Raw genomic sequence first — 22,070 nt, 5'->3', positions numbered from 1 at the left:
AGTTAATTAGCTAGAAGTGACCATCTCCGTATAATGTTAAACCTGCAAATACAGACCCATACTTGGACTCCTTTCCAGCAAGCACTATTCTGCCTCAAGTACCTGCTTAAGCTGTACTAACCCTTGATTCAAATCGTTACCAATCATGGTTTCAAAATCCATAAACAAAAACAGCAAATTCATTGGATAATCTAAATGCCCATCAAAACCCCATTTTACTAAGGTCTGATCTGTGCTGGTTGATTCGGTGGTCATAAAGGCCAAATCGGTCGATTCAAAAGGGGAGTAAAACCGCAATTCAAAATCAATACGCTTGCCTTCATCGATGCGCATAATCTCTTGTTCACCGACACCCACCTCCTCATTATCGCTCTCCCATCGAGACACAAAACCGACAGTTCCATCAGTGCCGAGATACCTCTTTGTCATATTGGGATCCATCTGTGCCCATACACTGAAGTTTTCTTGATTTTTAAGATACTTCACATAATTAAAGACTTCAGCAGTAGGCTTATCGATCGTTATATTCGTGATAACCGAATACTCTTTTTGGACAAATAGCGCGATGATAAACGGCAATGCTATCAGCACTAGAATCACGATTAAAATTTTCTTCAGCATAATTTATTACTCCAATTCCTTTAGATTTAGAGTATACAAATATTTAACATAATAGAAGTTATCACTCATTGTTTTTATACCATCAGCTATAAGCGGCTTTAACAGTCAAAAAGGACAATCAATTTGCCATAGAGGCCAAGCTAAACTTGAAGAGAGTGAAAATAGAGTTGGTGAGATACGCTAGCCATAAAAAAGGACAAGCAATGCTTGTCCTTTTTTATACGTTATTGATTACTGATAGCTACAGGCCTAATCTTGCCATCAGCTTTTGATTTTCCGCTTCAATATGTTTGTAAAAGTCACAATCAGATAAACTTGATGCGGCCGCTTCGTCAATAACCAACACCACATCTTGGTGCATCTGCAGCGCAGAAGCCGGGCACGCGGCTGTTAATGGCCCTTCGACTGTTGCTTTAATCGCTTCAGCTTTGTTTGCGCCTGTTGCCAACAAGACTACTTTCTTGGCATCCATGATCGTACCAATCCCCATGGTTATCGATAGATGTGGTTGGTATTCATCGGCTTCAAAAAATCGAGCATTGTCGTCAATAGTCGCTTTTGTTAGCGTCTTTACCCGCGTTCTCGACATCAAACCAGATGACGGCTCATTAAAGCCGATATGGCCATTACGGCCTATCCCCAATAGCTGGATATCCACCCCACCAGCAGCGCTTATCTGTGCTTCATAGCCATGGCATGCGGTTATAGGATTCGCCGCATCACCAGGAGGAACATGGGTGTTAGTCTGATCAATATCAATATGATCAAATAGTTGCTGCTTCATAAAGTAGCGATAGCTTTGAGGGTGCGTACCCGCAAGACCTAAGTATTCATCAAGGTTAAAGGTGGTGGTATGAGCGAATGATATTTGCCCCGCTTTAGTCGCCTCGATTAACTGCTGATACAAGGATACTGGTGTAGAACCTGTGGCTAATCCCAACACTGAGTCTGATTTTTTGTGCAGTTGTTTAATAAAAATATTTGCGCCATATGCCGCTACCGCAGCACTGTCTTTTAATATTACGATTTGCATAAAATTGATCCAATGAAAGTGAGAAATTAGCAGCGCCAGTCGATCTGCACTCGCCTATATCGAGCATCACACACTCACTCTAGGTTAGCTATCGTACTGCCAGCTAAATATGTAACATAACTATAACCTCAAATGACAACGCTGTCATTAGCTATTGTGGCTTCAATTACTAAATGACCACTGCTCAACAATTGAATATGAACTTCTCTGATTGTAGAAGAGATTATCAATCGATTAAATCCCCATTGTATTAGCTATTGAGCCAATTCAGCACCGTTTAAGATTTTCAATTAAAAGCTCATTGTTCAACTCATGGTGACTCGCTCATAAGTTAATCCAAAGCAGGAGTGGCATGCTTGAGTCATCCCCGCTGAATCTTGCAGTGTCAATTGGCTTGGGAATAAAAGTTTACGTATAATCACCTTAAGTTCAGATTAACCCAATAAAGCCAACTAAGAGCGATATTAATGCCCTCAAGCACGCTAGACAAAATCGAGTTGAAAGAAGCGGCTGATAGCGCTCAGCACTTTAAAATATTTAAGCCATACGGTTTTTTAAGCCAATTTTTACCTGAAACACGTAAAAGCAAAAAGCTACTGGGTGAGCTATTTAGTTTTCCCGAAAAAACCATGGCTATCGGCCGACTTGATCATGACTCAGAAGGCCTACTATTACTGACAACCGACGGTATGATGAGCCACTTGATCCGCAGTAAGAAAGTCGAAAAAGAGTATTATGTTCAGCTTGATGGCGATATATCTGCCAACGCGATATTAGCGCTGCAAAACGGTGTTGAAATTGGGGTAAATGGAGAGAAGTATCAAACGCTACCCTGTAAAGCGTTCAAGTTAGCAGAGGAACCGCAATTGCCTTTACGGGGCCGTAAGATCCGCGATCCAAGACACGGCCCAACGAGTTGGGTCTCGATTACATTATGTGAAGGTAAGAATCGCCAGATTAGAAAAATGACTGCCGCGGTAGGATTCGCCACACTGAGGCTGGTGAGGGTGAGAATTGGTGATATAGACATAGCGACAATGCAAGCTGGCGACGTGATCCCCTTGCTAGATTTTAGCGCCGTACTTAATCATTTATAATTAGCCACTTAAATTAGTCACTTATAAGTGGCTGCTACAACTAATCGCTTATCATCAACCGTTAACACTCATCATTAGGTGAGTCGTTAATACAGCCCTCATTTACGAAAAAGTGATTAAGTTCTGCCGCCAGCTTTGGCTTACTGAATAAATAGCCTTGGGCTTCATCACAACCATAATCCGCTAAGAACTGCGCTTGTTCTACGGTCTCAACCCCTTCAGCAATCACTTTTAAGTTAAGTGAATGGCCCAAGGCAATAACCGCTTTGGCGATGGCGGTGTTATGGACATCATCAGGGATATCTCTCACAAAGCTTTGGTCTATTTTCAGTTTATTGATAGGCAGTTTTTTAAGGTAATTGAGGGACGAGTATCCGGTGCCAAAATCGTCAATCGATAACATAATCCCCATGTTCCCGAGCTTAACCAGATCGCGACCGACTGATTCAGGATCGGTCATCATGCAGCTTTCGGTCACTTCAAGCTCTAATCTATTTGCCGGTAAACCTGTGGCTTTGAGCACTTCAGCAACTTCGTTGACAAAATTACGCCGTTGCAATTGTTGCGCTGCTACGTTGACTGCAATGCGCACAAAATCTTTGCCCTCAGCGAGCCATCTCACACCTTGCTCACAAGCTTGTTGTAATACCCAGCGGCCAATCTCTTGGATCAAACCAATTTTTTCAGCGACTGGAATAAATATAGCCGGAGATATTCTGCCTAATACAGGATCTTCCCAACGCAATAATGCTTCAAAGCCACTTAGCTGCTGACTGCGACAATCAACTTTCGGTTGATACACCAAGTACAATGCGTCTTGAGACAGCGCATCATGTAGCGCACTTTGCAGTTTAAGGTGCGCTACCGACTCATAAGTTAAAGATTCGGTGTAAAAGGCGTAATTATTGCGACCATCGTGTTTAGCCCTGTGCATAGCAGCATCAGCATTAACCAAGAGCGTACTCGAATCGCGACCGTCTTGGGGATAGATAGCCACCCCCATACTGGCCGTCAACCGCACTGGTGCATTGTCACCCAGTAAAAACGGCCGTTCAAAAACGTGTTGTAGCGTACTGATCCTTAGTGAAAGCATATCGCTACTTTCAATACTGGGGAGGATCACCGCGAACTCATCTCCCCCCAGCCGCGCAACAGTTGCTAAGCTGCCTAAAGCAAGGCTTAAACGATGACTTAATTTGACCAACACCTCATCACCCATAAGGTGACCAAAGCTATCATTGATCTGCTTAAATAGGTCGACGTCGATGTAAACCACGCCTAACTGATATTCACTTCTATTTGCCAGTCTAATCTCTTGCTCTAACCGAGAGGTTACCGCCATACGATTAGGTAGTTTGGTTAGTGGGTCATGAAAGGCTAAATGGACCAACTCCGCTTCGTTTTTTTTCTGTGTCGATAAGTCAGCAAAAACAGCAACGAAGTAACGGATTTGATGTTCATCACCGTACACGGCACTGATCGTCAATAATTGTGGAAAAACCGCACCATTTTTATGGCGATTCCATATTTCACCGTGCCACTTGCCCGTGTTTAACAGTGACTTCCATAGATTGTTAAAAAATGCTTTATCGTGACGACCAGAATTAAACATCTTCGGATTTTGACCGATTAACTCACTTTTATCAAAGCCAGTAATATGAGTAAAAGCACCATGAGCGTCGATAATATTGCCACCAACATCGGTGATCAACACCCCTTCCACAGAGTTTTCGAATACGCGAGCGGCAAGTTCTAGCTGATCTTGCGCCGCCTTATGCGACGAGATATTACGCGAGATCCCAATGATGCCAGTCAGTTCTCCAGTATCAGCCACAATCGGCACTTTGGTCGTTTCTAACCATGATTCAACATCACCAATATCCAGACCTTGGCACTCTCCAGCCGTAATCTGTACACCTTTGGTAACCGATTCTTTATCGCCATCAACAAACTGTTTTGCTAATTGAGGATTAAATAGTTCTTCGTCCGTATGATTAAGGATCTGCGCACGAGACATATCCCAAGCGACCTCGACACTATGGTTAATAATTACATAGCGTCCTTGGGGATTTTTCATCCATACATGTTCTTTCATCGTATCGATAAACTGCTGCAAGCTGACCTTTGTTACTGCTGTTTCAGCATCATTTTCTCGCTGGATACTTTTCCGGTAATGGCGATAAATGCTCAAGAGATCAAGCTCAAAACTATCAGCACATTGTTTTAGTAGTAGCCTTAAATCAGCTTTGTTTAGCGAGTGAGTATTTTGCTTTGCCGGTGTAGTAAGGCATAGGTAACCAAAGAGTGCTTGAGAAGGCCAATGGATTGCCACGCAACAGCTTAAACCCGATTCAAATAAGCTATCATTGGATGCGGGTTGGGCGGTTTTAGTTGAAGTGTTTGAAAAAGAAGATGTTGAAGACGCGTTATTGAGATCTGATGCAGCACAGATTTGACAGAGATTTTCTAAATTATCACGATCAATGCCTACCGCCGTAAAAGGCTCTAGGCAGTCATCTTGATTAACCTTCAATAGGCCAACTCCACAACAAGAAATGCGTGCCAGCATGTCAATGGACTTCCGCCACTGTGCTTGCTGAGTCGTAGAGATATTTATCACTATCATTCAACACTCCATCCAATTAATGCGAACGAACCAACGCACTATAACCATATAACCTGCCACAATATCCTGTAAGGGCAAACATTTATAGTCCAAAAATCACTTATTTAACATTAATAGAATATTTCGTCTGAAGGGGCCTAAACCTCAAACAAACGAAAGATTATTAACTCGGCATAAGAGTATAATTTACCGTCGCCACGTTACTGATAGGTTACTGATAGGTTACTGATAGTTAAATCTAAATATAACTAATATGCTTTTCATCACCATATTCAACTTTAAGTAACCAATAAGGACGATGCTAGTGCTCAAGCAGCTACAACAAGCTTAACCCGTTAACACTCAAGCTCAATGACGTCTCACAGAAAAGTACCGCTAAGTCTGGGCAAGCGATAGCTCTCATCCACATCAATATGGATCAATTGAAGTCAGCCTAATAAGCGGTCATTATGCACTCACAATGGACAGCTTTAGGGCATCATCAACTTAAGATGCCGAAAAATGGATCTTCACAATATGAAAAAACTCCTCTTTATCTTTTTAACCCTATGCTCTTTTGTGGCTCATGCTAGCTTTGACAGTAAAGAATCTATCTACGCGAACTTGCTCACCAGCCAGAACTTACAAAACGTGAAATTAGGGGCAAAAGCACTACACCATGATTTACCCGATAATGTTCAACTGTGGGACTTAGCGGCATTTACAATTTGGTCTATGAATCACAATGGTGATAAAGAAGATAAAGAATTTGACGACACTATCTCTTGGTTAGCCAAAGCTATCGGGGAAAGTAAAAATGGTCGATATCAACAATTACTCAACCAGCAACTAAAACTTGCCCAATCAAACAAGATAAAACGCTATTTTAAAAGCGCCATAAAAGCACTTAATAATACTGAGGTGCCGCAATTTATTGCCGCTGAATATACAGCACAAATCGCCCCCAGTAATCCCAAACATATTCGTGCCACTGCAGATAATTTTGAAAGAATTAGAACCGGTGACACCTTAGAAGTCGTATTGTCGCTACTAGGTAATCCTGATGGCGTAGGCCAGTATATTCGCAGCTATAGTCGCCCCTTTATTGGCCGCCAAACGTTTCAGAATTTGCGTCTGTCCTATATCAACTTTGGCTCTATGGAGCTGAGGTATGAGGACACTCACTGGATAGTTGATCTTAAATCTAAACAGACTAATGCCGACATTTCTGCTGTTACCGCAGAGTACCGCGACCTGTTATCTCGCCTTGTCAGCAACGATGTCACTCAAATACGCGCAGCGGCAAGAGAAGCTATTAAGTTACCGTTAACTGATCAGGCTTCGCTCGACCATATCGCGCAATACATTTGGGATAACCAAGGCACCCAAGATGGTCATTTTGCCGATTCTCTCGCTTGGCTGTGCAAGGTACTCAGCAACAGTAAAAATGGCCGCTATAAAGAGGTATTGGATACGCTGGCGCAGAAACCTATTCACAAGAAAATAACCCGTTATGCCGCCAAGACCGCGAAACAATTATCCAGCAGCACGCCAGTTTTCACACCTGCAATAAAAACGCAAACTGCAAACACCGCACAAGACGCTAAGCTTTAAAAAAACATTCAAGACCTAAATATAAAAACCAGCCTTGTGGCTGGTTTTTATGTTTAGATAGCGCTTAAATTACTTAATAAAACAATACTTAACGCCACCGCGATACTCGCAGTAGCAATCGACTGGGTTCGCTGCACAGTAGCGCTGCTCATCTTGCATTGGATTGGCATTCACCGCAGCAACAAGTCCTAGACCTAGAGATAATGTTGTCAGTAATGCGAGTATTTTAGTTTTCATAATCATCCTTAATTAAGACCAACTGCAAACATCTAGCCTAGTCAATTTCATCGCGTCGAATAACGCGGTACAAAATAAGAATAAACGACTACACATCCGCAAAACAATAGCCTGAAAGGCTAATTTAGTTTCGAATATAGCGATCCATATTGTCCCCAGTCAATATTATTCACTGGCATAAGCAAGCCCAGCGGGGTTAATGGTCGACTAACAAGCTCAGCACTGGAGGAATCAAGATAACGACTTAGCAAGTGCAGAGAAGCGTTTAATATTCCCCCACGGATGGAAAATAAACGACAGGGTTGCCGATGGGGCTTAAGGATCATGCACAATGACAATGTAAAGCAAACACATTGGTTCGGAGTGGCTAATGCTATTGCTGATATTTATGCGTAGTCATCTCAAATGAGACGGTTACATGGCTATAAATTATTAACCAGTCTAATGGCCAATAGTAGGTGATATCACTATAGCGATAACGTCATTGAGTCATTATCTCTTTTTTAATAAAAATAAGATCAAGAAGTATTGATTTTTAGTTATAAAAATGTAAATTCGTTACAGTTATTTACACATAGTAACCTCAAGACACTGCATATTTATTGCAAGTGCTTAAAAAGGAATTCAAGCAATACCCAATCTTTATGTAGGCAATAGGTTTACCAATAAAAATTATTATAAAGGTAACGTATGTCTCAAAAAATATTAACTTCCTTGGCTGTATTTCCTCTTACATTAGCCTTAACGGCTTGCGGTGGCGGCGGAGATGAATCCGCACCCACTCCTCAGAACCAATTACCACAAATAGCACCTATTGAAGGACTGACAGTCAAAGAAGGATTATCGCTGACGATCAGCGCCAGTGCTTCAGATAATGATGGCAGTATAGCGAGCTTTCAATGGCAGCAAATGGCAGGTATTGCGGTACAGATGGCCGATATCGATACTGCCAGTGTAAGCCTAACAATCCCCACTGTAGACGCAGATCAAACGGTGACATTCAAGCTTACGGTGACTGACAATGACGGAGCGACAGCTTCAACCTCAGTAGATGTGCAATTGCTCAACAACTTAGCGCCAACAGTGAGTATTGCAGCACTTACTCAAGTTGATGAAGACAAGACTTACACTATTACAGCCACAGTAGCGGATGAAGATGGTGATATAGCTGCGACACAGTGGCAGCAAGTATTAGGCAGCGCAGCGGTACTTTCTGGTGAAATGAGCGACACACTCACCATAAAAATGCCTAAGGTTGCGCAGACTGAAGCCGGGCAGCTTAAATTTGTCGCCACCGATGACAGTGGTGAAACCACTGAGTTACTGCTTGATTTCACTCTCAACAATACCCACCACAATATCGAGCTCTCAGGTAATGCCAATAACAATGGCGCTATCGTTAGCGATAGCAGTATTACATTAACCCTTAATGATCAGAGTTTTGTCACCACAACCGATGCCGATGGTAATTATGTGTTACCTGTTGATATCGATATATTACAGAAACAAGGTTCCTACAAATTAAGCGCCGATGTGGCTCAAAACCCACTAGTACGTACAGGTCTAATTGCCGAGTTACTGCAAAATATCAATCAAGCTGAGCCTACATCCAATAAAGCGACAGTGCAAAAAGTAGCTTCCCTGCAACAGGCTGCAGCAATAAACGGCAATGTACAGGCCGATCTCAACAGTTTAACCACCGCAGACTACCTGTATTTAATCACTCTTTTTGGTAATAGCGACTTTATTACTGATGCAAGCGTTGATGCAAAAGTGCTAGCCGCACGTTATAAAAATATCGACACTGAGTTGCTGTTAGAGATAGCAACAGCATTGAGTTATGCCGCGGATCAAAACCAAACAGTACCCACCAGCAATGGAATGGTAGGGCTGCAGGAATACTTAAGCGGTATTTATGCCGATGATGCCGGTAAAGCGCTGTTTGATTCGTTGTTAAGTCATCAAAAGCAACACACTGGCAATAAGACGAATGACTTCTTAGCCAATGGTAAAACCTATTACGCCACCTTAGCCAGCGCACCAGGTACCGTTAGATTAGGGCTTCCATTTAACTTATCCTACACGTTTGCTGAGGACGGCCTTTTCACACAACAGAATCTTGACGAAATCACCACAGCGAGTTGGTCGGTTGATGGGAGTGGCATTGTAGTTGATACCTCATCTTGGTCAACCCAAGTTCAGTCTAATTGGATAGAAGGGATCCAAGATCCAGCCACTTGTACCTATACACCAATAAGTAAACGTTTTGAGATGATAAAAGGCCGCTTTAAAGGTGTGCAACAAGCTGTCGAAATCTTTAAGCGTCATCGAGTGTGCGTAGATAGAGATAATGGCGCTGAGGTTGCCAACGAAATCATCGATGAAGAGATGTATTTCACTGCCTTTAATATCGATGACGTAGAAGCTTGGCAAGAGAAAGATCTACAGGGGCAAGCTATTGTCTTTGAACACTACTCTGATAGCGCGCTGGCATTAAATCGTCTGCAAAACACATTACCTGCAATGACCTATCAGTTCGATGATAATGGCAGCGGTTCGGTGTTGGAAGATAACGCTAATTTCACTTGGCTTATCGATGCTGATGGCGTGTTAACAATGAGCTTTAGCGACTACAGCATCCGCTGGTTAAAGCTGTTTGATGATCGCTCTGATCGTAAAGGTGGCGCATCGGTATTTGCCCTGTATGAAAAAGGCGAAATCAATGTACAGTACACTAATATGGCGACGACACTATCAGCATCGAGCTGGCAAGCCAGTGATTTCGTGGGTAACTGGGATCATGGTTTTAGCAGCAGTCAGCCCAAATATGATGTAATGGGTTACGGGATCAAATGGGAGCTGTTAGCCGACGGTAGTGCGAACCTAAAAGCAACCTCTGTAGATGGCAGCATTTTGTACAAAACAACGCCCCTGCATTGGTATATGGAGAACAACCAAGTGGTTCTATACCGTTCACTTGAATGGTTAAATGGTAACCCAACCAGTAGTAATTGCGATCCTCGTAGCGATAGTAACTGCTTCTATCGTCAGTACAGAAGTTGGCAGTTATTAGGTCAACATGGTAATCGCTATTACGTGCTTGAGTCTCTCTATGACAATGGTAATCCTTGGCAAGATGGTCCATTAGCACTAGAAGATATTGCTGTGCATCACCGTACTAATTTTTATCAGCCATTCAAAAAAGGGCAGTAAACTTAAAATAGGCTTCAAACATTGAGCTTTTAAGCCTTTTAAAGCATAAAAAAACCAGCCTGAAGGCTGGTTTTTTGTTTTACTCAAAGAGTAAAAAGTTTGCGACTAACGATTAAGCTTCAGGGCGCATCGCTGGGAACAAGATCACGTCACGAATGGTGTGCGTGTTAGTAAACAGCATAACCAAACGGTCGATACCGATACCTTGACCTGCAGTAGGTGGTAAGCCGTGCTCTAGTGCGCGGATATAATCTGCGTCGTAGAACATTGCTTCGTCATCGCCTGCATCTTTCGCGTCAACTTGCGCTTTAAAGCGGCTGTCTTGGTCTTCTGCATCGTTAAGCTCAGAGAAACCGTTAGCCACTTCACGGCCACCGATAAAGAACTCAAAACGGTCGGTGATGAAATGGTTTTCATCGTTACGACGTGCAAGCGGTGAGATATCAGCAGGGTAGCCAGTAATGAACGTAGGTTGCATTAACTGAGTTTCAGCTGTTTCACCAAAGATCTCTTCAAGTAGCTGACCACAAGTCCAGAACTTCTCGATTTTCATGCCAAGGCTCAGAGCCAATTCACGCATAAACTCAACGTCTTTAACTTCTTCATAAGTCATAGACTGAATCGTTTCGTTGTCTGGGTTGTACTTCTTAATCGCATCCAACATGCTCAAACGAGCATATGGGCCACCGAAATCAACAGTATGCTCACCGTACGGAAGTTGTGGAGAACCACAAAGTTCAGTCGCGATAGAACTTAGCATCTCTTCAGTAAGATCCATTAGATCGTTGAAGTCAGCGTAAGCCATGTAGAATTCCATCATAGTGAATTCTGGGTTATGACGTGGAGACAGACCTTCGTTACGGAAGTTACGGTTAACTTCGAATACACGCTCAAAACCACCAACCACTAGACGCTTAAGGTATAGCTCTGGTGCGATTCGCAAGTACATCGCCATATCTAGTGCATTATGGTGAGTTTCAAACGGACGTGCAGTAGCGCCACCAGGAATGCTGTGCATCATTGGTGTTTCTACTTCCATGAACTCTTTTTTAATCATAAAGTTACGGATAGAAGAAACCACTTTAGAACGCATAATGAAAGCATTACGTGATTCTTCGTTAACGATTAAGTCAACGTAGCGCTGGCGGTAGCGTGTTTCTTGGTCTGACAATCCGTGGAACTTTTCAGGCAGTGGACGCAGTGCTTTAGTTAGCAACTGGTACTGTTCCATGTTCACGTAAAGATCGCCTTTACCTGAAAGGTGTAGCTTACCAGTGACACCGATGATGTCGCCAATGTCTAAACCTTGGAACGTCGCTTTAAGATCTTTTTGAACATCTTTACCTGCATAGGCTTGGATGCGGCCAGAGACATCTTGGATAACCAAGAATGGGCCACGCTTAGCCATAACACGGCCAGCAATTGAACGCTGAATGTCCATGCCTTCAAGCTCTTCTTTGGTATAACTACCATATTCAGCTTGAATATCTGCCGCTTTATGTTTTCGATCGAAGTTGTTCGGGTGACCGTTTGCTGGGCAGTTCGCGCGAATGTGATCTAACTTGGCTCGGCGTTCCGCAATTAACTTGTTCTCATCTTGTGTTTGTTCAGTCATCTTCTTCTCTCGTTAAAGGCCAGATTTAAGGCTAGCTTCAATAAACTTGTCCAGATCGCCATCTAAAACGCTCTGGGTATTTCGGTTTTCAACACCGGTACGTAGATCTTTAATACGTGCATCATCGAGCACGTATGAGCGGATCTGACTGCCCCAACCAATATCTGATTTGGCATCTTCGGCGGCTTGCTTATCAGCGTTTTGTCTGAGCATTTCTAGCTCATACAACTTCGCTTTTAACTGTTTCATCGCAGCATCACGGTTCTTATGCTGCGAACGGTCATTCTGACACTGCACGACAGTGTTAGTGGGCACGTGAGTAATACGAATCGCTGATTCAGTCTTGTTCACGTGCTGACCACCCGCACCCGAGGCGCGGTAGGTATCAATTCTGAGATCCGATGGATTGATATCAATCTCAATCGAGTCATCAAGCTCTGGATAAACAAATACCGAGCAAAAAGAGGTATGACGCTTACCTGATGAATCAAACGGTGACTTACGCACTAGACGGTGTACGCCAGTTTCAGTACGCAGTGAACCAAAGGCATACTCGCCGGTAAACTTAATGGTGGCGCCTTTAATACCGGCAACATCACCATCAGTCACTTCAATCAGTTCAGGTTTATAGTCGTGAGCATCGCCCCAACGCAAGAACATACGCAGCACCATATTGGCCCAATCTTGCGCCTCAGTTCCGCCAGAACCTGACTGAATATCTAAGTAACTGTTTGATATATCGTGTGGACCTGAGAACATGCGGCGGAATTCGAGTTCCTCTAACCGTTTCTCAAGATCATCTAATTCTGTACTGGCATCATTGAAGGTGTCTTCATCGTCCTCTTCAATGGCAAGTTCTAGCAATCCTTGAATATCTTCTAGACCGCTATCCATATCGTCGATAGTTTTAACTATCGCTTCAAGCGACGCACGCTCTTTGCCTAGCGCCTGAGCATTTTCTGGATTATTCCAAACTTCCGCGTTCTCAAGTTCTCTGCTAACTTCTTCTAGACGCTCACTTTTAGCATCGTAGTCAAAGATACCCCCGAAGAAGGTCGGTACGGTCAGCGAGCTCCTTGATTTTGAATTTAACTGGATTTACTTCAAACATGATTTAATCAACTTTTTAATTAATTTTACTGACGACAGATAACAGCAGAAAGAGTCCGCGTCTATCGTCTCAATTATCAATAGATACACAGCCGACTATTTTAACCCATGCATGGGTTGAAACCTAGCTGCAAAAGCAATCAAAACCGCAATTTTATTCAACATTTTAAACTTAGGTGACATAAAGCCACTTTCAGCCCTCTATTCTGCCATTTAACAACAACGCGCAAAATAAGAAAACGGTGAATTCATTTGCAAAATCTGCAAATCAACCACTCCATTACTATAATAAAAATACCGTTAAAGATTGAGGCGATTATGCCATTGATCCAGCCATCACATGAACAAGCTCTGACATGTCGCTATCATGAAGACAACGTCCATATTTGCCACGAACCTGCCGGTGATTCGGGGTTATGTTATTGGCATGATCCTAAATTTATTAAGAATAGGCCTGAAGATATTCAACTGCTTGAACTGTATGCAAACCGCGGTGGTCAACTCAGGGGCATCAGTCTCAACCACGCTAAACTCGCCGGAATTGACTTAGTACGTCACCATCAAAAAATCGGCTATGACCTTAGTAACGCCGAACTCTATCGCGCCGATTTAAGCGGCGGGCACCTGTTCAACATAAACTTCAGTAACGCCAGCTTGATGAAAGCAGACCTGCGGGAAGCCAATCTGCATTGCGCTAATCTTAGTGGCTGTAATTTACTCGGCATAAAATGGGTCGGAGCTAAGATAGAAAATATGCAAGCAGGCAACGTCTTACGCCAAGAAAAGCTGGCTAATGTGGCGGAGCAAAATGGCCATAAAGAGCAAGCATTGGACTACTTTCAACAAGCTGAAGAGATCTATCGCGATCTACGAAAAGCCGCTGAACGTGAAGGCCTGTTCGCCATGTCTGGCAAATACATTCGTAAAGAACTCACCATGCGGCGCCACCAAATGCCTAAGCGTTGCCTTAAACGCTTTCTTTCAAAAGCAATTGACCTATTCTGTGGCTATGGCGAAGCCCCTTTAAGAGTCATTGTCTTCTCGCTTGCACTGATCCTTTTCAGCGCTATCCTTTATTTTTTCACAGGTCTAAACTTTGATGGTGAGATACATCAGTTTAATTTAAATAATAGCTTTTACAGCAACTTAATTGTTTTTCTTAACTGCGTATATTACTCGGTAGTGACCTTTACCACCCTCGGTTATGGCGACTTTACTCCGATTGGCATTTCCCGCGCTATTGCCGCTTTCGAAGCCTTTACCGGCAGCTTTACTATCGCGTTATTCGTAGTGGTATTTGTAAAAAAGATGACCCGCTAAGGAAGACAAGAACAGCCTTCTTGTTCGAGTCTTTATTATAATTGGTGAAGCACCACTGCGTTGAGCAAGCACAGCTTCATTAGCTCAAAAGGCTAATGCGCAGCTAACAAACTTTGGGACAAAAGTGCGTTACCTTCAGGCAAAGGCGGTTCCAATGACCAGCGGTCGGCGTATGCGCAGATACTTCCGTGACACGCTACAAGTCCATCCTTGGAAGCTCGGCCATGACATCCATGTAATGGACGGTCACGGCCGCATCTACACTGGTTTCTAAAAGCGCAAACTCTCGGTATCTAAGTTTTTAAATTTGAAAACCCAACTCTAGAAACCTACCTCTTTACTAACAAATAACACCAATTTTCCCCGTTGGAAATTTTGCTTTTTAAATTTAGCCGGGGCGCTGAAGGATTACCAAGGGGCGCAAGCGCTTTGTCCCTTGGTTCGGGGGTGGGCGAAGCGCCAAGACTTACCTCGGCCGTAAGGCCGCATAAGCAGCCAAGTCAAACACAAACCCTACCTAGCTCACACTTACAAACCTACACCCACAGGTTAGTGCACATTTCCATCAGCCTTTGTGAATTCACTAGCAAATACAGCAGAAAAATAAGCGCCAATTTCTGCGTAAAAAAAGTGCGAGGGTATACTCAAAAGCATCAAGTATCGTCGAGTCCATACTCAGAGCGCGCACTTTGACAATCGAGGCTTAGCGTCTCAATAAAATGTCGAAAGCTGTGCACCTCAATAACTAAAAGGCCCTTGCGATGAAACAAATACGTATTGATGGCATAACCCTTACTGCCAATCAACAAGATACCCTACTCGATGTAGCGCTTAACGCTAATATCGCGATCCCCAATTTGTGTAAAAGCCCTGCAAGCTCATTGGTCACCAACACTAAGCAGCACTGTAATCTCTGCCATGTTGAACTTAAAAATGCAGATGGCAAGCTCAACACCGTTCGCGCCTGTGAAACCAAAGTCGCTGATATTGACTCACAATATATTGACGTTATCACTCAATCAGCCGCACTCAGTAAACAGCGTAAAGCCGCGTTACACACCATATTATCTGACCACTTTGCCGACTGCGAAGCACCATGCCAAACCGCTTGTCCTGCGGGGGTCGATGTACAATCTTACCTGCACCACATAGCACAAGGCGACCACCGCGAAGCGGTTAAAGTGATTAAGCAAACGCTGCCACTTCCGTTGTCGATTGGTCGTGTCTGCCCCGCTTTTTGCGAAACAGAATGTCGACGTGGTCTGGTTGACGAACCCGTGGCTATTCGACAGCTAAAACGTCACGCAGCGGATCTGGACATTGAAGGTGATGCCCCTTACGTGCCCCCTAAAAAGCCGGCCACCAACAAAAAAGTCGCCATTATAGGCAGTGGCCCAGCGGGAATATCAGCAGGTTATTACTTGTCGAATAATGGCCATGATGTCACGGTATTCGAGTCCATGCCGCAAGCTGGAGGTTGGTTAAGATACGGCATTCCAGAGTATCGTTTACCTAAAGCCATTCTGGATAAAGAAATTGATCTGTTATGCAAAAATGGTCTGGATATTCAGACTAATGTTCGCTTGGGTCGAGATATTCATTTAAACGGTTTACTGGCCGATTTTGATGCCGTTTGTCTGGCAATTGGTGCGCAAAAAGCCGTGCCAATGAACTATCCCGGTATCGAACTCGATGGGTGTTATTTAGGCGTTGACTACCTTAAAGATTATTGCACTGAGAAGACCTATAAAACAGGCCAGAAAGTGGCCGTTATTGGCGGCGGCAATACCGCCATCGATTGCGCTCGCACGGCAAAACGTGATGGCGCAGATGTGACCTTAATCTATCGTCGTACTCGCGATGAGATGCCAGCAGAGCCTTATGAAATTCATGAAGCTGAGCAAGAAGGCATTAAGTTTCATTTCTTAACCAATCCAATTGAAAACCATAGCGATGATGCTGGCCGAGTTAGTCAGGTCACATTCGAAATAATGGCACTCGGTGATGCCGATGCTTCGGGTCGTCGGTCGCCAAAACCCACAGGTGACACCTTTGTTGAAGCCTTTGATACCGTGATCCCTGCGGTTTCGCAAACACCAGACATGAGCTTTTTAAATCATCCAGACAGCAAATTAGCGACCGGTGAAGTGGCGCTGACTCGATGGAATACATTTGAAGGCTGTGAACATACGATGTCTGCTGGGCTTTCCGCAGGACTCGATAAACTGTTTGTCATTGGGGATTCTCGAACAGGACCCGCCACTGCAGTTGCTGCTGTTGCCGATGGCAGAAAAGCTGCCGATGCCATTGAAAAACTGCTGACACAAGGGCTGACTTGTGAGCTTGATAAACAGCTATTTAACTCCAGCAAAGCCGCCAAAATGAGCCAATTAGCCACGCTTGGCACCGATGCGCTTTACCCCGATACAGAGCAGCAATTACGCAGTAAAATGCCAGAGCTTGCAAAGCTACAACGCGCGCTTAATTTCAGCGAAGTAGAACTCGGTTTTGCTCCCGATGAAGCGATGAAAGAGGCGGCTCGTTGTCTTGAGTGTGCTTGTCAGGTCAACACCGACTGTAAACTGCGAGATTACGCCACCGAATACAAGGTCAAGGCAGTAGAGCTCGATAGTCAAAATGCCCAGCATTTTAGTGTCGATACCAGCGCACCCTTTATCACTTTCGATGCCAACCGCTGTATTAGCTGCGGCGCCTGTGTTGAAACCTGTAAAGGAGCCAGTGGTCACAATGCTATCTGTTTTGAAAAAGACCATTACCACGCACTCCCCTTTTCTACGGACACAGCCCAGCGCAATGCTCCGAGAGTGGGCTTTAGCGCCACCATGAATGACAGTGATTGCGTACAATGTGGTAACTGTGTGCAAGTTTGCCCAACGGGTGCTCTGGTCGATTCTCGCGATAAGACGCAGGGATTAACCGCTGAGCTTAAGCAACCATTGGAAACGGTCTCAACTATTTGTACCTATTGTGGTATTGGTTGCCGTGTTGAGATGCATGTCGATAAACAAAAGAATCAAATTCGCCACATCAATGGCGATAAAAACTCCCCCGTCAACGCTGGTATGCTTTGCGTTAAGGGCCGTTTTGGTTTTGACTTTGTCAACAGTGACAAGCGCCTAACAACGCCACTTATTCGTAAAAATGGCGTGCTAACACCAGCCAGCTGGCAAGAAGCGATTACGCATATTGGTAATCAATTTAGCAAAATTAAAGCCGTGTATGGGGCAAAATCAATAGCGGGTTTGTCATCGGCCAAGGCCACCAACGAAGACAATTTTCTATTCCAGAAACTGTTTCGCAGCGTTATTGGTAACAACAATATCGATCACTGCGCTCGACTTTGCCATGCATCAACAGTTACGGCGCTCCGCGAAAGCATAGGCAGCGGTGCCATGACCAATGACATTCCCAGCATTAAAGATTCGGATCTAATATTTATCATTGGATCCGACACTGAAAGTGCTCATCCCATTATTGCTTCACATATTAAGCTGGCAATAAAGGATCATGGTGCACGCTTAATCGTTGCCGACCCTAAAAGAGTCTCAATCGCTGATAAAGCCCAGCTTTATGTTGCGCAAAAGCCAGGCACAGATGTGATGCTGTTGAATGCAATTATGCAGCAGATTATCAAGAATGATTGGCATGATTTAGACTATATTCAACAGCGTGTCGATGGCTTTAGCGACCTTTTTGATGAAGTGATGAGCGATGACTATAGCCCTGAAAATACTGCAATAATCACCGGAGTAAAAGCAGAAGATATCGTTGAAATTGCTCGTCTCATTGGCACCGCTAAAAAAACCGCTATTTATTATGCGATGGGGATTACCCAACATACTTCTGGCCATGACAATGTCACAGCAATCTCTAACTTACAGTTACTATGCGGCAATATAGGGATGAAAGGCGCTGGTATAAACCCTCTGCGTGGCCAAAGTAATGTACAGGGCGCTTGCGATATGGGCGCGTTGCCTAATTACTTTAGTGGTTATCAAAAACTGGATGACCCGTTAGTCCAAATGCGCTTTAGAAAAGCTTGGGGCAAAGACGATCTGCCATCAGAGATAGGAGTGTCGGCCACCGAGATGATGCAGGGGTTGACCCATGGTTCACTCAAAGCCCTATATGTCATGGGTGAAAACCCTGTACTGAGTGACCCAGACCAAAAGCATGTACTTGCAGGTTTAAAGGCCTCTGAGTTCATCGTAGTACAAGATATTTTCTTAACCGAGACTGCCGAGCTTGCTGATGTGGTATTGCCTGCCGCTGCGTTTGCAGAAAAGCTGGGACACTTTACCAATACCGAACGCCGAGTGCAGCAGCTACTCCCTGCGGTGACTCCTCCAGGAGAGGCCAAGAACGACTGGGAGATAATTCAACTTATTGCCAAACAAATGGGTGAAGACTGGCATTATCAAACAGAAAGACAGATCTGGCATGAGATAACCGAAGTCACGCCGCAGTATCGTGGTATTACCTGGAAAATGATCGACAGTGAAACGGCCAATGGTCGCCAAGGATTGCAGTGGCCTTGCCCAGCTGAAGGTCACCCAGGCACGCCAATACTGCATAACAAGCAGTTTACCCATGGCAAAGGCCAGATGCGCCCAGTGCAATATAGACTCCCGGCTGAAATGCCGTGCGCTGAATACCCACTGATACTGTCTACAGGGCGCTTACTCGAGCAGTTCCATACCGGCACACTCACCCGTAAAACCCCGGGGCTTAATGAGCTTGGCAAGCCCAGAGTGATGATCTCGGTATTTGACGCAGAGCAACTGCAAATACACAACGGCGACAGACTTAAGTTGTCGACCCGGCGTGGTGAGATTGAGATAGATGCGTTTGTGACTAAACGTGCGCAAGCCGGTGTTATCTTCTTGCCATTTCATTTTGCAGAGTCCGCAGCCAATAAACTCACTATTAATGCCTTGGATCCCGTAGCCAAGATCCCAGAATTAAAAGTGTGCGCTGTAAAAGTTGAAAAGGTGATGGTAGTCGAATCAGCCTAGGGGCTGATATCGCCACTGAGCGATTACTGATATCAAAAAGCCGCAGAGAATATCTGCGGCTTTTTAGTAGCACGATGAACGCTTACGTTATCATTTAACGTTAAGTGATGACCGCAGAAATTAAGCCACCAGAAATTGCAAAACCCGCCACCAGAATAAAGATGTTGGGCTTGAATATTTTAAACAGACCAAAACCTAATATCACCAGTGCCATATCCAATGGCGACAGTACAGCACTGCTAAAGATTGGGTTATAGAGGGCCGCTAACAAGAACCCCACCACACACGCATTAACCCCGGCGATAGCCCCCGTTATCTTAGGTCGACTACTAATCGCATGCCAGCTTTTAAGCGCGACTAACATCAACAAAAATCCAGGTAGGAAAATCGCTAAAGTCGCCACGAGTGCACCAACTAACGGTTGCGACACCCAAATTTCAGCACCGAGAAAGGCCGCCAACGCAAACATAGGTCCAGGGACTGCTTGTGCCAAGGCATAACCCGTTAGAAACTGATCGTTATTGATGGTGTCACCAATACTCGATTGCAGTAAAGGCAAGACCACATGCCCGCCACCAAACACCATGCTACCCACTTGATAAAACTGACTGAATAACTCGGTAAGATTGCTAATTCCTGCTTGCGTAGACAGGCCTATTGCCACTAAAGATGCTATCAGCAAACCCGCGAAAAGACTCAACCAAAAGAAATTCAGCTGCACAGGTGCTTGTACTGGAGGATGTGTATCACTGTCGTCAGTCGCTGAGAGGTAATAGCGGCCAATAATGGCAGCGATTACCAATAGTGAAAATTGAATCAGCATTGCAGGTTGCAGTAAAATCACCACGCAACTAAATACCATCAATAACTTCGCTTGTTTACGTTGGCAAAATTGCTTAAACATAATCAAGATGGCATCAGCCACCACCACCACGGCCAACAACTTAAGGCCATGTATCACGCCTTGAGCCATTGAATAGTCCAGCCATTGACTGCTGGTTACCGCTAATAAGAAAAGTAAAATAAACGACGGCAGCGTGAAACCTAAAAAAGCAGCAAGGCCGCCTAATAAGCCGCCTCTATGATAACCGATAGCAAAACCAACCTGGCTCGAACCTGGGCCAGGCATAAACTGGCTTAGCGCCACCAGACTGGCATAGTGCTTATCATCAAGCCATTGCAGCTCCTGCACAAATGTCTGTCTAAAATAGCCTATATGAGCCGCGGGCCCGCCAAACGAGATTAAACCAAGAGAAAAAAATCGAATAAATATCTGTAGCATGGTCAACTTCCAAAGTGAAAACGGCCAAAGAATATGACATAAAGGTGACAGTTTAATGAAGCGCCCAGCACAAAGCTAAATTAGTTTTAGCGACAAAGCTTAATGGGCTTAATCCAGTTGCAATTGATTGAAGTCTGCCAATGCATTGCGGCTGCCAATATGCGACTCAAGCCATCCAAGCACTTCGACAGCGGTGGTTCGATAAGTCGTCAGTTTGCCACCATAGAGTGTGAGCAGATGCGGATGCGATGAGCTGGTTTGCTGCAAAGTGTCACGGGGGCGATCAAACGCATTTCCTTGCTGCTTTGGCAGCACTCGCACTCCACAGAAGGTTTCCAAAACACGAGATTTCAGACTGTCGACATCCCCCATAGATGGAAAATAATGGCCATAAATACCCAGTAAATAATCCACTTCGGATTCAGTGGGCGTTGGTCGTCCCGTCATTTCATCAAGCACGACTTCGGTGGTGCCAATCAGTGTTTTGCCATTCCATGGCATCACAAAAATAACCCGTTTATCGAAACAAGATTCAAGATATAAAATGCCATCGTTTGCCGCTATATCCAGTAATAAATGGCTACCTTGCACCCATTCGATAGGCACTGGTGACACGACAGGCGTCACACAATTAAGTACATCATTAACCCAAGGCCCAGCGGCATTCACCACCGCAAGCGCTTCGACTTCATGTTGTTGCCCTTGGCATTCATAACGCACAACACAATGTCTTTTCTGGTGCTCTATTTGGATACATTTAGCATGTTCAAGTACATATGCGCCCATACTACGCGCATTTTTCACCACAGATTCGGTGAGTCGCTTATCGTCTGTTTGAGCGTCCCAATACTGGTAAAGCGCTTTAAGCCCGTCAAGTTTAAGCCCCTTTATTTTTGCCCAATGCACTGACGGAATAGACTTAAATTGGCCTAGAGAATCAAAATTGCTCAGCATCGAATATAAGCTTAGCCCCGCTCTTATCGCTATAGAGCTTCTGCGACTATCTTCATAAACAGGAATGTAAAACGGAATAGGATTGACTAAAGAGGGCGCGAGTTTTAACAGTGCCCGACGCTCTGCAAGAGATTGCCTCACTAAAGCTAGCTGGCCAGTCTCTAAATAACGTAAGCCACCATGAATAAGTTTGCTGGAGTTAGCAGAGGTTTGACCGGCAATCACGCCCTTTTCCAATAACGTGACACTGTATCCTGCTGCAGCCGCACACTGAGCAATGCCTGCACCATTAATACCACCACCAACAATAACTAGATCAACTGCTGACATTTC

General features: G+C 44.4%; 13 protein-coding genes. 5 read left to right on the top strand and 8 right to left on the bottom strand.

Annotation, left to right across the window (positions count from 1 at the left end; translation table 11 throughout):
- Nucleotides 1–84: 84 nt before the first annotated feature.
- Both CXF83_RS05210 and nagB read right to left on the bottom strand, forming a co-directional pair.
- Nucleotides 85–621: an SRPBCC family protein gene (locus CXF83_RS05210; protein ID WP_101091565.1), complete on the bottom strand. Its 537-nt coding sequence runs from the start codon at nt 619–621 to the stop codon at nt 85–87.
- 241 nt (nt 622–862) lie between these two features.
- The gene (nagB, locus tag CXF83_RS05205) at nt 863–1,654 is read right to left on the bottom strand and encodes a glucosamine-6-phosphate deaminase (RefSeq protein WP_101091566.1); all 792 of its coding nucleotides are present in this window, start codon (nt 1,652–1,654) and stop codon (nt 863–865) included.
- 467 nt (nt 1,655–2,121) lie between these two features.
- Here nagB and CXF83_RS05200 point away from each other — a divergent pair, with 467 nt between their 5' ends.
- The gene (locus tag CXF83_RS05200) at nt 2,122–2,751 is read left to right on the top strand and encodes a pseudouridine synthase (RefSeq protein ID WP_101091567.1); all 630 of its coding nucleotides are present in this window, start codon (nt 2,122–2,124) and stop codon (nt 2,749–2,751) included.
- Nucleotides 2,752–2,812: 61 nt separating this feature from the next.
- Here the strand turns inward: CXF83_RS05200 and CXF83_RS05195 are convergent, their stop codons facing one another.
- Entirely contained in the window at nt 2,813–5,377 is a 2,565-nt protein-coding gene (locus CXF83_RS05195; protein WP_101091568.1) for a putative bifunctional diguanylate cyclase/phosphodiesterase, read from the bottom strand.
- Nucleotides 5,378–5,893: 516 nt separating this feature from the next.
- Between CXF83_RS05195 and CXF83_RS05190 the strand changes: the two genes are divergently transcribed.
- The gene (locus CXF83_RS05190; RefSeq protein WP_101091569.1) at nt 5,894–6,970 is read left to right on the top strand and encodes a hypothetical protein; all 1,077 of its coding nucleotides are present in this window, start codon (nt 5,894–5,896) and stop codon (nt 6,968–6,970) included.
- 69 nt (nt 6,971–7,039) lie between these two features.
- On the opposite strand, the gene CXF83_RS22475 is transcribed toward CXF83_RS05190, so the two are convergent.
- Nucleotides 7,040–7,207 carry a hypothetical protein gene (locus tag CXF83_RS22475; protein ID WP_157822919.1) on the bottom strand — a complete coding sequence of 56 codons (168 nt, stop codon included), beginning with the start codon at nt 7,205–7,207 and terminating at the stop codon, nt 7,040–7,042.
- A gap of 690 nt (nt 7,208–7,897) precedes the next feature.
- On the opposite strand from CXF83_RS22475, the gene CXF83_RS05185 reads away from it, so the two are divergent.
- The gene (locus CXF83_RS05185) at nt 7,898–10,420 is read left to right on the top strand and encodes a PKD domain-containing protein (RefSeq protein ID WP_101091570.1); all 2,523 of its coding nucleotides are present in this window, start codon (nt 7,898–7,900) and stop codon (nt 10,418–10,420) included.
- A 112-nt stretch (nt 10,421–10,532) separates the two neighbouring features.
- On the opposite strand, the gene lysS is transcribed toward CXF83_RS05185, so the two are convergent.
- Nucleotides 10,533–12,035, bottom strand: coding sequence for a lysine--tRNA ligase (lysS, locus tag CXF83_RS05180; RefSeq protein ID WP_101091571.1), 1,503 nt, complete (start codon nt 12,033–12,035; stop codon nt 10,533–10,535).
- A 12-nt stretch (nt 12,036–12,047) separates the two neighbouring features.
- Nucleotides 12,048–13,146 (bottom strand): peptide chain release factor 2 gene (gene prfB, locus CXF83_RS05175; RefSeq protein WP_180961075.1). Its coding sequence is split into 2 segments (ribosomal slippage): nt 12,048–13,070 and nt 13,072–13,146, totalling 1,098 coding nucleotides; the frame shifts between segments, so codons are not numbered across the junction.
- 317 nt (nt 13,147–13,463) lie between these two features.
- Between prfB and CXF83_RS05170 the strand changes: the two genes are divergently transcribed.
- Nucleotides 13,464–14,465 carry a pentapeptide repeat-containing protein gene (locus CXF83_RS05170; RefSeq protein WP_101091573.1) on the top strand — a complete coding sequence of 334 codons (1,002 nt, stop codon included), beginning with the start codon at nt 13,464–13,466 and terminating at the stop codon, nt 14,463–14,465.
- A gap of 761 nt (nt 14,466–15,226) precedes the next feature.
- A complete protein-coding gene (gene fdhF / locus CXF83_RS05165) occupies nt 15,227–19,501 on the top strand; it encodes a formate dehydrogenase subunit alpha (protein WP_101091574.1) in 4,275 nt (1,424 codons plus the stop codon).
- Between the two features lie 100 nt (nt 19,502–19,601).
- Here fdhF and chrA read toward each other — a convergent pair whose 3' ends face one another.
- Nucleotides 19,602–20,783, bottom strand: coding sequence for a chromate efflux transporter (gene chrA / locus CXF83_RS05160; RefSeq protein ID WP_101091575.1), 1,182 nt, complete (start codon nt 20,781–20,783; stop codon nt 19,602–19,604).
- A 108-nt stretch (nt 20,784–20,891) separates the two neighbouring features.
- Nucleotides 20,892–22,067: a glycerol-3-phosphate dehydrogenase/oxidase gene (locus CXF83_RS05155; protein WP_101091576.1), complete on the bottom strand. Its 1,176-nt coding sequence runs from the start codon at nt 22,065–22,067 to the stop codon at nt 20,892–20,894.
- Nucleotides 22,068–22,070 lie beyond the last annotated feature (3 nt).

Source organism: Shewanella sp. Choline-02u-19 (genome assembly GCF_002836205.1).
Classification (GTDB): Bacteria; Pseudomonadota; Gammaproteobacteria; order Enterobacterales; family Shewanellaceae; genus Shewanella.
This window is presented reverse-complemented; position numbering and strand designations above follow the sequence as displayed.

Excerpts from the sequence above, each read along its gene's own strand:
- CXF83_RS05210 (WP_101091565.1), bottom strand. The coding sequence starts at position 621 with ATGCTGAAGAAAATTTTAATCGTGATTCTAGTGCTGATAGCATTGCCG.
- nagB (WP_101091566.1), bottom strand. The coding sequence starts at position 1,654 with ATGCAAATCGTAATATTAAAAGACAGTGCTGCGGTAGCGGCATATGGC.
- CXF83_RS05200 (WP_101091567.1), top strand. The coding sequence starts at position 2,122 with ATGCCCTCAAGCACGCTAGACAAAATCGAGTTGAAAGAAGCGGCTGAT.
- CXF83_RS05195 (WP_101091568.1), bottom strand. The coding sequence starts at position 5,377 with ATGATAGTGATAAATATCTCTACGACTCAGCAAGCACAGTGGCGGAAG.
- CXF83_RS05190 (WP_101091569.1), top strand. The coding sequence starts at position 5,894 with ATGAAAAAACTCCTCTTTATCTTTTTAACCCTATGCTCTTTTGTGGCT.
- CXF83_RS22475 (WP_157822919.1), bottom strand. The coding sequence starts at position 7,207 with ATGAAAACTAAAATACTCGCATTACTGACAACATTATCTCTAGGTCTA.
- CXF83_RS05185 (WP_101091570.1), top strand. The coding sequence starts at position 7,898 with ATGTCTCAAAAAATATTAACTTCCTTGGCTGTATTTCCTCTTACATTA.
- lysS (WP_101091571.1), bottom strand. The coding sequence starts at position 12,035 with ATGACTGAACAAACACAAGATGAGAACAAGTTAATTGCGGAACGCCGA.
- CXF83_RS05170 (WP_101091573.1), top strand. The coding sequence starts at position 13,464 with ATGCCATTGATCCAGCCATCACATGAACAAGCTCTGACATGTCGCTAT.
- fdhF (WP_101091574.1), top strand. The coding sequence starts at position 15,227 with ATGAAACAAATACGTATTGATGGCATAACCCTTACTGCCAATCAACAA.
- chrA (WP_101091575.1), bottom strand. The coding sequence starts at position 20,783 with ATGCTACAGATATTTATTCGATTTTTTTCTCTTGGTTTAATCTCGTTT.
- CXF83_RS05155 (WP_101091576.1), bottom strand. The coding sequence starts at position 22,067 with ATGTCAGCAGTTGATCTAGTTATTGTTGGTGGTGGTATTAATGGTGCA.